The 11567-nt window shown below is 69.0% G+C and carries 8 protein-coding genes and 1 tRNA gene; 3 read left to right on the top strand and 6 right to left on the bottom strand.

The annotated features are described in order from the left end of the window. Nucleotide 1: 1 nt before the first annotated feature. Entirely contained in the window at nt 2–424 is a 423-nt protein-coding gene (locus EAO79_RS14035; protein WP_124769356.1) for a hotdog fold thioesterase, read from the top strand. Nucleotides 425–498: 74 nt separating this feature from the next. Here EAO79_RS14035 and EAO79_RS14030 read toward each other — a convergent pair whose 3' ends face one another. Beyond that, nucleotides 499–1104, bottom strand: coding sequence for an ANTAR domain-containing response regulator (locus tag EAO79_RS14030; protein WP_064296913.1), 606 nt, complete (start codon nt 1102–1104; stop codon nt 499–501). Between the two features lie 54 nt (nt 1105–1158). On the opposite strand from EAO79_RS14030, the gene EAO79_RS14025 reads away from it, so the two are divergent. Together EAO79_RS14025 and EAO79_RS14020 are read left to right on the top strand one after the other, a co-directional pair. Then, nucleotides 1159–1239: transfer RNA gene (locus EAO79_RS14025), tRNA-Leu, on the top strand. Nucleotides 1240–1554: 315 nt separating this feature from the next. Further along, a complete protein-coding gene (locus EAO79_RS14020) occupies nt 1555–1827 on the top strand; it encodes a hypothetical protein (protein ID WP_124769355.1) in 273 nt (90 codons plus the stop codon). Here EAO79_RS14020 and EAO79_RS14015 read toward each other — a convergent pair whose 3' ends face one another. The 5 genes from EAO79_RS14015 to gltB all read right to left on the bottom strand — a co-directional run bounded on the left by EAO79_RS14015 (nt 1828) and on the right by gltB (nt 11526). Beyond that, complete coding sequence (locus EAO79_RS14015) at nt 1828–2490, bottom strand: histidine phosphatase family protein (RefSeq protein ID WP_079705948.1); 663 nt, start codon at nt 2488–2490, stop codon at nt 1828–1830. It lies immediately after the preceding gene. A gap of 60 nt (nt 2491–2550) precedes the next feature. Beyond that, nucleotides 2551–3891 carry a CoA transferase gene (locus EAO79_RS14010; protein WP_124769354.1) on the bottom strand — a complete coding sequence of 447 codons (1341 nt, stop codon included), beginning with the start codon at nt 3889–3891 and terminating at the stop codon, nt 2551–2553. 114 nt (nt 3892–4005) lie between these two features. Then, nucleotides 4006–5421: a pyruvate kinase gene (pyk, locus tag EAO79_RS14005; protein ID WP_079705946.1), complete on the bottom strand. Its 1416-nt coding sequence runs from the start codon at nt 5419–5421 to the stop codon at nt 4006–4008. 92 nt (nt 5422–5513) lie between these two features. After that, a complete protein-coding gene (locus EAO79_RS14000) occupies nt 5514–6971 on the bottom strand; it encodes a glutamate synthase subunit beta (protein WP_079705945.1) in 1458 nt (485 codons plus the stop codon). Beyond that, a complete protein-coding gene (gene gltB / locus EAO79_RS13995) occupies nt 6964–11526 on the bottom strand; it encodes a glutamate synthase large subunit (protein ID WP_124769353.1) in 4563 nt (1520 codons plus the stop codon). Before gltB ends, EAO79_RS14000 begins: the two co-directional genes overlap by 8 nt. Between the last annotated feature and the right edge of the window lie 41 nt (nt 11527–11567).

Below are 11567 nucleotides of genomic sequence, written 5' to 3'. Positions count from 1 at the left end.
CATGACGAACGAGACCGACGACGCACTCGAGTTCCTGCGGACGAGGGGCAGCGGCGCACTCGCCGCCAAGATGGGCATCGAGTTCACCGAGTTCACGGTGCAGCGATCCGTCGCCACCATGCCCGTCGAGGGCAACACCCAACCCGCGATGCTGCTGCACGGTGGGGCGTACGTCGTGCTCGGCGAGTCCCTCGGCTCCATGGCCGCCAACCTCTTCGCGGGCCCGGGCAAACTCGCGGTCGGCATCGACATCAACGCGACGCACACCAGGTCCGCCACCGAGGGCCTCGTGACAGGTGTCTGCACCCCGATCCACCTCGGTCGCTCGCTCACCGTGCACGAGATCGCCGTCACCGACGAGCAGGGACGACGATGCTCCACGATCCGCATCACGAACCTCATCAAGGACGCACCGACCGGCTGACGAGCCCGGCACCGGACACAGCAGAGCGGCCCGCCCCCGAGGGGACGGGCCGCTCTTGCGACGAGGGAGGAGCGCTACTTCTTGGCGCTGAGCTGCTCGATGATGGCCTGCGCGACATCGTGCATGGTGAGGCGGCGGTCCATGGAGGCCTTCTGGATCCAGCGGAACGCCTCGGGCTCGGTGAGGCCCATCTTCTCGTTGAGGAGGCCCTTCGCCCGGTCGACGAGCTTGCGGGTCTCGAAGCGCTCGACCATGTCGGCGACCTCGGCCTCGAGGGTGATGATCTGCTGGTAGCGCGAGAGGGCGATCTCGATCGCGGGAAGGAGGTCGTTCGGCGTGAACGGCTTCACGACGTAGGCGAGGGCACCTGCCTCACTCGCCCGCTCGACGAGCTCCTTCTGGCTGAAGGCCGTGAGGAGGACCACCGGGGCGATGTGCGCCTTACCGATGCGCTCGGCCGCGGAGATGCCGTCGAGCTGAGGCATCTTGACGTCCATGATCACGAGATCCGGACGGAGTTCCGTCGCGAGGGCGACAGCGGTCTCGCCGTCGCCGGCCTCGCCGACGACCTCGAAACCGTTGTCGCGGAGGATCTCGACGATGTCGAGGCGGATGAGGGATTCGTCCTCAGCGACGACGACGCGCCGTGGGGCTGCGGGAGGGGTCTCTTGCTCGGTCACCCTCAAATCCTACGGTACTCTGATGCAGGTTGCTGTTCGCCGTGCGGCGGACGCGCCGGTGTGGCGGAATGGCAGACGCGGAGCACTCAAAATGCTTTGTCGAAAGACGTGTGGGTTCGAGTCCCACCACCGGTACCGCGAACGAGTGGGAAAGCCCTCCGGGCGCACTCAACATGCTTTGTCGAAAGACGTGTGGGTTCGAGTCCCACCACCGGTACCGCGAACGAGTGGGAAAGCCCTCCGGGCGCACTCAACATGCTTTGTCGAAAGACGTGTGGGTTCGAGTCCCACCACCGGTACCGCGAACGAGTGGAATCCCAGTTGGGTGCACTCAACATGCTCTGCCGACACAGCTTGCGCAAGCCCCTGCGGGAGGTGTCGGCGACGCCGTAGCGTACCGTCGAGAGCACGGCGTACCTCACGTCGTCCGACACGATGGGACCCGACACCATGACCGCAGAGCACACCGACCCGCGCCAGGACGTCCACGACGCCAGCACCGACGACCGGCTCCAGGGCATCCTCGTGCAGGTCGCAGCCGACCGGTCCCTCACTCCCGACCTCGACGTCCGGGCAGCGCTGGCGGACCGTCTCAGTGACCAGGGCATCGACGTCGACGCCGCCGAGCTCGACCGTCTCGTCGGCTCACTCCCGGGTCAGCCCGGCGAAGAGCCCGGACCGTTCCTCACGGACGGCGCGACCTCGGCCGACGACGCGAACTGATCAGAAGCCGCGCTCGACGGCGGCGGCCGGACCGTCGGCCTCCGTCGTCAGCTCCGGTCCGCCGACGGCGTCGCCCGTCCACGTGTCGACCCGCCAACCGGTGGTCGTGTCCCCGTCGACGATGATGACGCCCGTGTTCGTGATGGGGTGCGTGCCGATGAAGTGTCCGTCGACGTTCGCCCCGCGCAGCCCGAGCCAGGACCGGAGCATCGCTCCGTGGCTCACGACCACCACGCTCTCCAGTCCGGAACCCTCGAGCTCCTCGATCACGGCGTCGAAGCGCGCGAACACCTCGTGGCCGTTCTCGCCGCCCGGCATCCGGGTGTCGAGGTCTCCCATCGCCCACGCCACGATGGTGTCGATGTAGACCTGGACGGCCTCGGGCGACCCGAGCATCTCGTTGTCGCCGGCGCTGATCTCCCGGAGTCCGTCACGGACGATCACGGGAAGCCCGCTGACTTCGGCGACAGGTGCGGCGGTCTGCTGCGCCCGCACCGCGGTGGAGGCGTAGACCGCGTCGATCCGCTCCCCCACGAGCGCTTTGGGGAGGGCGGCCGCCTGCGTCTCGCCGAGGTCGGTGAGGACGGCGCCGGGGATCGCGGTGTCGAGCAGGCCGGCGACGTTGGACGAGGTCTGACCGTGTCTGATGAGGATGAGGCGCATACCTCCAGGGTAGGCGAGCGACCGGACGGCGGTCATCTCCCGGTGCGGAGTGTGCCGGGATCAGCTGCGCGGGGTCCACTGCGGTTCGGCGCTCCCCAGGACCGCCGCCGGGGACGCATGGTCGTCGAAGGCGCTGAGCCCGGGGCGGGCCGTCGTCACCGCACCGTGGGTCACCAGGCACCGCGCTCCCGGGAGGTCCGACGGCGGGCGTTCCTCGGATCGTGGCAGTCGCTGGAGCGCCGCACCGACGCGGGCGAGCGACACCGACGACCGGCCGGCATCACCGCCGCCGACGACCGCCGCCACGTCGTCGACGATGGCCGCCGCCAGCAGGTATCCCGCGCTGTGGTCGAGCGCCTGAGCAGGCAGGGCACCCGGGGCGCCGTCCTTCCCTTCGACCAGCGCGATGCCCGTGGCGGCCTGGACCAGGCTGTCGAAACCGCGTCGATCACCCCAGGGCCCCGTCGTACCCCAGGCGTCGACGGAGCCGGTGACCAGACCGTCGCGACCTCGCAGACCGAGGCGCTCAAGGGCGTGTGGTCGGTACCCCGTCACCAGGATGTCGGCCTCGTCGCTCAGCGTCTGCAGTGTCGCGAGGCCGCGCGGTGTCGACGCGTCGAGCGCCGCTGTCCGCTTCCCCTGGCCGCTGTCGGTGTGCTGCCACGGGATCTCGGGGACCTGCGGTGGATCCACGCGCAGGACGTCCGCGCCGAGGAGCGCGAGGGTCCTCGTGGACACCGGACCGGCGATCACCCGCGTCAGGTCGAGGACGCGGAGGCCGCGCAAGGGTTGCCGCCTCGTCGGCCGCACCCACGAGGCGATCCTCGAGCCGGTGGAGCCACCGTGGCGCCTGACGAGCGGTCCGTCACCGACCGAGGCCTGCGGTGTGGACGACCATTCGGCAGCGCTCCGGACGGCGACGAGCAGTGCGCCGACCCCGGCGGCCTCCGATTCCAGGTCGAGAGCCGAGCGGGAGGCGATCGCCGAGGCGAGCTCTGCGCGGGTGGCATCGTCGCCGATCCCGAGCATGGCGCTCAGGCGGCGACGATGGTGGGGGTAGTTCGCGTGCGTGCGCACCCAGCCGTCGGCCGCGGCGAAGAAGCCGGACAGTGGCGCGAACGCGTCCACGGCTGCTCCGTCGATCCGCAACAGGCGGTCGCTCTGGTAGGCCGCGGCGATCCGCTCGAGGTCGAGAGCCGTGTGCATCGGCTCGTATCCGAGGGCGATGCGGAGTCGGTCGGCGGCATCCTCCACGGCGCCGACGGCGGCCGCGGCGAGCTCCAGGACGGCGAATCGGGAGGCCAGGAGTCCCGCCGCACCGGTCGCCTCACGGTCGATTCCTCCCGGGTCCAGGCCCACGGCGATGCGGAGGGTGTCGTCGACGAGGACGGAACGGTTCATGGGCATCAGGCTAGACCCACGGCCTCCGGAATCGCGGTGCCACCGCACACCCGGCGGACGACGAAGGCCGTGGTCCCCGTACGGGAGGACCACGGCCTTCGCTGCTGTCGACGACTAGAGGACGTCGCCCACCTTGTGGACGCGGATGTCGTTCGTCGTCCCGGGGATGCCGGGAGGGGAACCGGAGATGATGATGACCGGCTCACCGACGGCGGCCTTGCCCGTGGCGACGAGGACCTCGTCCACCTGGGCGACCATCTGGTCGGTGTGCGTGACGCGCTCGACGACGAAGGACTCGACGCCCCAGTTCAGCGCCATCCGACGACGGATGGCCGGGTCGGGCGTGAACGCCAGGATCGGGATCCGGTTGCGGAGACGGGCCATGCGGCGGACCGACTCGCCCGACTCCGTGAAGACGCAGAGGAACTTCGCCTCGACGAAGTCCGCCACCTCGACGGCCGCCAACGTGATCGCTCCGGCCTGGGTGCGCGGCTTCGTGCCGAGCGGCGGAACGCGGTCGAGACCGTGGATCTCGGTCGACTCGACGATCCTGGCCATGGTCTGGACCGTGATCACCGGGTAGGCGCCGACACTCGTCTCGCCACTGAGCATGACCGCGTCAGCACCGTCGAGCACCGCGTTCGCGACGTCGGAGGTCTCCGCGCGGGTCGGGATGGGGCTGGAGATCATCGACTCGAGCATCTGCGTCGCGACGATGACCGGCTTCGCCATACGACGGGCGAGCTCCACCGCGCGCTTCTGCACGATCGGGACGGCCTCGAGCGGGAGCTCGACACCGAGGTCGCCACGGGCGACCATGATCGCGTCGAACGCCTCGACGATGCTCTCGAGGTTCTCGACGGCCTGCGGCTTCTCGATCTTGGCGATCACGGGGACCTTGCGGCCCTCCTCCGCCATGATCTCGTGGACGCGGTCGATGTCGGCCGCGTCGCGCACGAAGGACAGGGCGATGAGGTCGGCGCCGAGACGCAGTCCCCATCGGAGGTCCGCTTCGTCCTTCTCGCTGAGCGCGGGGACGTTGACGGCGACACCGGGAAGGTTGATGCCCTTGTTGTTCGACACGGGGCCGGCGACGATGACGCGAGTGGTCACGACGGTGTCGTCCGCTTCAACGACCTCGACCTTGACCTTGCCGTCGTCGATCAGGAGGAAGTCGCCCGGCTTGACGTCCTGGGGCAGGCCCTTGAACGTCGTCGAGGAGATCTCCTTGGTACCGAGGATGTCCTCGATGGTGATCTTGAAGATGTCGCCGACGGCGAGGTCGTACGGGCCGCCCTCGAACTTGCCGAGGCGGATCTTCGGGCCCTGCAGGTCGACCAGGACGGCGACGGCACGGCCGGAGTCCTCGGTGGCCTTGCGCACGTTGGCGTAGATGGCCTCGTGCACGTCGTAGCTGCCGTGGCTCAGGTTCATCCGGGTGACATCGACCCCCGCATCGATGATGGCCCGGATGTTCTCATAGCTGGAGACTGCAGGCCCCAGCGTTGCGACGATCTTGGCTCGTCTCATGTGTGTGTGTTCTCCATGGTTTCTGCGCACGAGGCGCTTCGGTACTCACTGCTCGGCATGATGCGTCCGACGCTTGTCGTCCGCCTGAAAGCCTAGAGGGAGATGGGCTGATCCGTGGGACGGACCGGGAAGGGAAGCTGGGTCTCACCCTCGAGGTACTGGTCGACGGCCGACGCCGCAGCGCGGCCCTCGGCGATCGCCCAGACGATGAGGGACTGGCCACGACCGGCGTCACCCGCGACGAACACGCCGGGCTGGTTGGTCTGGTAGTCGTGCTCCCGTGCCACGTTGCCGCGCCCGGTGAAGGGGAGCTTGAACTGCGACTCGAGGGTCTCGCCCTCCGGGCCCGTGAACCCGAGTGCGAGCAGGACGAGGTCGGCGGGGATCTCCCGCTCGGTGCCGCTCTTCGGCACGCGACGGCCGTCGACGAACTCCGTCTCGGCGACGCGGATCGCCCGCACCTCGCCGGCCTCGTTGGCGAGGAACTCGACGGTCGACACCAGGTACTCGCGGTTGCCGCCCTCTTCGTGCGCACTCGCGACCTCGAAGAGCGTCGGCATCATCGGCCACGGCTGGTGCTCGGGCCGCTCCCCCGCCGGCTGCGTGCCGATGGCGAGGTTCGTGACGGAGGCGGCACCCTGACGGTGCGCCGTGCCGATGCAGTCGGCACCGGTGTCGCCGCCGCCGAGGACCACCACGTGCTTGTCCTCCGCCGTGATCTGGTCGGAGACCGTGTCTCCGGCGCCGACGCGGTTCGCCTGCACGAGGTACTCCATCGCGAAGTGGACCCCGGAGAAGTCACGACCGGGGATCGGGAGGTCGCGCGGCACCATGGCACCGGTGGCGATGACGACGGCGTCGTAGCGGGCGCGGAGCTCGTCCCAGCTGATGTCGACCCCGATGTTCACGCCGGCGCGGAACCGGGTGCCCTCGTCCTGCATCTGCTTCAGCCGGATGTCGAGGTGCTTCTTCTCCATCTTGAAGTCGGGGATGCCGTAGCGCAGCAGACCGCCGATGCGGTCGTCGCGCTCGTAGACCGCGACCGTGTGGCCGGCACGCGTCAGCTGCTGGGCTGCGGCGAGGCCGGCCGGCCCGGAGCCGACGACGGCGACCGTCTTGCCGGTCAGCCGCTCCGGCGGGTGGGACTCGACCCACCCGTTGGCGAACGCCTGATCGATGATCGAGACCTCGACCTGCTTGATGGTCACGGCGGGCTGGTTGATGCCCAGCACGCACGAACTCTCGCACGGCGCCGGGCAGAGACGACCCGTGAACTCCGGGAAGTTGTTCGTGGCGTGCAAGCGCTCGATGGCCGAGCGGCCCTCGCCTCGCCACATCAGGTCGTTCCACTCCGGGATGAGGTTGCCCAGCGGGCAGCCCTGGTGGCAGAACGGGATGCCGCAGTCCATGCAGCGACCAGCCTGCTTGCGGACGGTCGCGGGGTCGCTCTGCTCGTAGACCTCTTTCCAGTCCATGATGCGGACCGGCACGGGCCGGCGCTTCGGGAGCTCGCGCTCCGGTACCTTCAGGAATCCCTTGGGATCAGCCACCGGTCACCTCCAGGATTCGGTTCCATACGATGTCGCCGTCGGGGTCGAGCCCCTCGTCGAGTGCGGTCTGTCGGGTCGCCAGGACTGCCGCGTAGTCACGCGGGAGGACCTTGACGAACCGGGCGAGTGAGTCTTCGATGTCGGCGAGCAGCCGGCCGGCCAGCGGAGAACCGGTCTCCACGACGTGCCGTTCGAGGAGGTCGCGGACGATCTCGGCGTCGGCACTGTCGAGTTCGGACAGGGTGAGCTCCCCCGAGGCGAGGGAGTCGCGGTTGACCTGGTCGCGTTCGAGGTCGAACACGTAGGCCGTGCCGCCGGACATGCCCGCGCCGAGGTTCCGGCCGGTCTGACCCAGGATGACGGCGAGACCACCCGTCATGTACTCGAGCGCGTGGTCACCGACGCCTTCGACGACCGCCGTGGCGCCGGAGTTGCGCACCAGGAACCGCTCGCCGACGATCCCGCTCAGGAACATGGTGCCCTGGGTCGCGCCGTACCCGATGACGTTGCCGGCGATGACGTTCTCCTCGGGCGCGAAGGCTGCGCGCTCGGATGGCCGGACGACGATCTGCCCACCGGACAGGCCCTTGCCGACGTAGTCGTTCGAGTCGCCGATGAGCCGCAGGGCGATGCCGCCGGGGAGGAACGCACCGAAGGACTGCCCGGCCGAGCCGCGCAGGGTGATGTCGATACTCCCTGCCGGGAGCCCGTTCTCGCCGTGCCGCCGGGTGACCTCGTGGCCGAGCATGGTGCCGACCGCCCGCTCCGTGTTGCGGATAGGCAGGTCGACCGAGAAGTGGCCGCCGTGTTCGAGCACGTCAGAGGCGGCCGTGATGAGCTGCTGGTCGAAGTGCTTCTCGAGCTCGTGCTCCTGCGGCCGGCGGTTGATCCGCGGCTCGTCGTCGGCGAAGACAGGACCCACGAGGACCGGGGCGAGGTCGAGCCCGGACGCCTTCCAGTGATCGATCGCTCGGTCGGCGTCGATCAGTTCGTTGTGGCCGATCGCCTCCTCGAGCGTCCGGAACCCGAGCTCGGCAAGGTACTCGCGCACCTCCTGGGCGATGAACTCGAAGAAGTTCACGACGAACTCCGGCTTGCCGGTGAACCGCTCGCGCAGCACCGGGTTCTGCGTCGCGACGCCGACCGGGCAGGTGTCGAGGTGGCACACGCGCATCATGACGCACCCGGAGACGACGAGCGGTGCCGTCGCGAAGCCGAACTCCTCCGCGCCGAGCAGTGCGCCGATGACGACGTCGCGTCCGGTCTTCATCTGACCGTCGACCTGCACGACGACGCGGTCGCGCATGTTGTTGAGCATGAGCGTCTGCTGCGTCTCAGCGAGACCCAGCTCCCACGGCGTCCCGGCGTGCTTCAGGGAGTTCAACGGGCTCGCGCCGGTTCCGCCGTCGTGACCCGAGACCAGGATCACGTCCGAGAGCGCCTTCGCGACGCCCGCGGCCACCGCACCGATGCCGGACTGGCTCACCAGCTTGGTGTGGATCCGGGCCTTCGGGTTCGCACGCTTCAGGTCGAAGATGAGCTGCTTGAGGTCTTCGATGGAGTAGATGTCGTGGTGCGGCGGCGGCGAGATGAGGCCGACGCCCGCCGTGGCGTGCCGCGTCCGTGCCACCCACGGGTACACCTTCGTCGGCGGCAACTGCCCGCCCTCGCCGGGCTTCGCACCCTGGGCGAGCTTGATCTGGATGTCGTCGGCGTGCGTCAGGTACATGCTCGTCACGCCGAACCGGCCGGAGGCGACCTGCTTGATCGCACTGCGGCGCGTCGGGTCGAGGAGCCGGTCGACGTCCTCGCCGCCCTCACCCGTGTTCGACTTGGCACCGATGCTGTTCATCGCGATCGCCAGCGTCTCGTGCGCCTCGCGCGAGATGGAACCGTAGCTCATCGCCCCGGTCGAGAACCGCTTCACGATCGACGCGACCGACTCGACCTCGTCGAGCGGGACGGGCGGGCGGGCACCGGCGCGGAGCGTGAACATCCCGCGGAGCGTCATGAGCTGCGCCGCCTGGGAGTCGACCATGTGGGTGTACTCGCGGAAGATGTCGTACCGGCGCGTCTTGGTCGCGTGCTGCAGCTTGAAGACCGTCTCCGGGTTGAAGAGGTGCGGCGAACCGTCGCGACGCCACTGGTACTCCCCGCCCGACTGCAGGCGCTCGTGGGCCGTCGATGCGGCGTCCTCGGGGTAGGCGTACCGGTGACGCTTCGCGTTCTCCTCGGCGATCACCTCGATGCCGACACCGCCGAGCTTCGTCTCCGTACCGGTGAAGTAGCTGTCGACGAGCTGCTGGCTCAGGCCGACGGCCTCGAAGGCCTGTGCTCCGGCGTAGGAGGACACCGTGGAGATGCCCATCTTCGACATGATCTTGAGCACGCCCTTGCCGAGCGCCTTGATGACGTTCTTGACGGCCTGCTCGCGGGTGACGCCCTGGATGAGGCCGCTGCGGACGAGGTCCTCGCAGCTCTCCATGGCCAGGTACGGGTTGATCGCGGAGGCGCCGTAGCCGATGAGCAGCGCGACGTGGTGGACCTCGCGCACGTCGCCGGCCTCGACGACGAGCCCGACCTTCATCCGGTTCTCGGCGCGGATGAGGTGGTGGTGCACGGCGGCGAGCGAGAGCAGCGACGGGATCGGCGCGAGGTCGGAGTTCGAGTCACGGTCGCTCAGGACGATGAACTCCGAGCCGGCGAGGATCGCCTGGTCGACCTCGTCGCACATCTCGCGCAGGCGCGTCTCGAGTCCGGCCGAGCCGTCCTCGACGCGGTACAGCGCCTTGACGGTCGTCGTCAGCGGGCTCGCCGGGTTCGGGTCGATGTGCTGGATCTTGGCGAGCTCGTCGTTGTCGATGACCGGGAAGTCGAGGACGACCTGCTTGGCGTGCTCGGGGCCCCACGAGAGGAGGTTGCGCTCCGGGCCGAGCCCAAGCTTCAGCGAGGTGACGACCTCCTCGCGGATCGAGTCGAGCGGCGGGTTGGTGACCTGGGCGAACTGCTGCACGAAGTAGTCGAACAGGAGCCGAGGGCGGTCGGAGAGCACCGCGATCGGGGTGTCCGACCCCATCGCGCCGAGCGGCTCCGCACCGTTCTGGCCCATGGGCTGCAGGAGGATGCGCACCTCCTCCTCGGTGTACCCGAAGGTCCGCTGACGGCGGGTGACGGATGCCGGCGTGTGCACGATGTGCTCGCGCTCCGGCAGGTCGCTCAGGTTGATGCGTCCGGCGTCGAGCCAGTCGCCCCAGGGCGCCGAAGCCGAGAGCTCGTCCTTGATCTCGTCGTCCTCGATGATCCGCCCGGCCTCGGTGTCGACGAGGAACATCTTTCCGGGGCGCAGGCGGCCCTTGCGCTTGACCCGGCTCGGGTCGACGTCGAGGACGCCGATCTCGCTACCCAGGACGACGAGACCGTCGGTCGTCTCCAGCCAGCGACCGGGACGCAGGCCGTTCCGGTCCAGGGTCGCGCCGACGAGTGAGCCGTCCGTGAAGGTGAGGGCGGCCGGACCGTCCCATGGCTCCATCTGCATGGAGTTGAACTCGTAGAAGTCGCGTCGCTCCTGCGACAGCCCGGTCTGCTTTTCCCAGGCCTCGGGCACCATCATCATCATGGCGTGCGGGAGGGACCGTCCGGTCAGCGTCAGCAGCTCCAGGACCTCGTCGAACGAGGCGGAGTCACTCGCTCCGGGCGTGATGATGGGGAGCAGCGGGCGGATGTCGCCGATGAGCTCGGACTCGAGCTGCGACTGCCGCGCGCGCATCCAGTTGCGGTTGCCCTCGACGGTGTTGATCTCGCCGTTGTGTGCCATCATGCGCAGCGGCTGGGCGAGCGGCCAGGACGGGAACGTGTTGGTGGAGTACCGCGAGTGGACGATGGCGAGCTTGGTCGCGAACCGCTCGTCGGACAGGTCGGGGTAGAACGGTTCGAGCTGGAGTGTCGTGACCATGCCCTTGTAGACGAGCGTGCGGCTCGACAGGGAGATGAAGTACGCCCCGAGCTCGCGCTCCGCCCGCTTCCGGAGCCGGAAGGCGAGTCGGTCGAGGGCGATCCCGGTCGGCGTCGAGGAGCTGGACCCGGTGACGAACAGTTGCTCGAACGCCGGCATGGCCGCACGGGCGAGCTTCCCCAGCTCGTCGGGGTCGACCGGCACCTCGCGCCAGCCGAGGACGGTGAGTTCCTCCTCCGCGGCGATCGCGGCGATGCGCGTCTGGAGCTGTGCGCGCTCGGAGGCGTCGGTGGGCAGGAAGGCGATGCCCACGGCGTACGCACCGAGCGGCGGCAGGTCGAATCCGGCGACGCCGCGCAGGAAGGCGTCGGGCATCTGGGTGAGGATGCCCGCGCCGTCGCCGGTCCCGGCGTCGGAACCGATCGCGCCGCGGTGCTCCAGGTTGCGGAGCGAACCGAGCGCCGCGTCGATGATGCTGTGCGAGGCCTCGCCCGTCAGGGTCGCGACCATCGCCAGGCCACAGGCGTCCTTCTCGTTCGCCGGGTCGTACATGCCCTGCTTGGGCGGAACCGAGCTGAACGAAGCGTACGGTGCATGCGCCATGGAATTACCGTCCTCACGAAAGGGGATCAGAAGGGGGACGT

It is taken from the genome of Plantibacter sp. PA-3-X8 (genome assembly GCF_003856975.1).
GTDB classification, from domain to species: Bacteria; Actinomycetota; Actinomycetes; order Actinomycetales; family Microbacteriaceae; genus Plantibacter; species Plantibacter auratus.
This window is presented reverse-complemented; position numbering and strand designations above follow the sequence as displayed.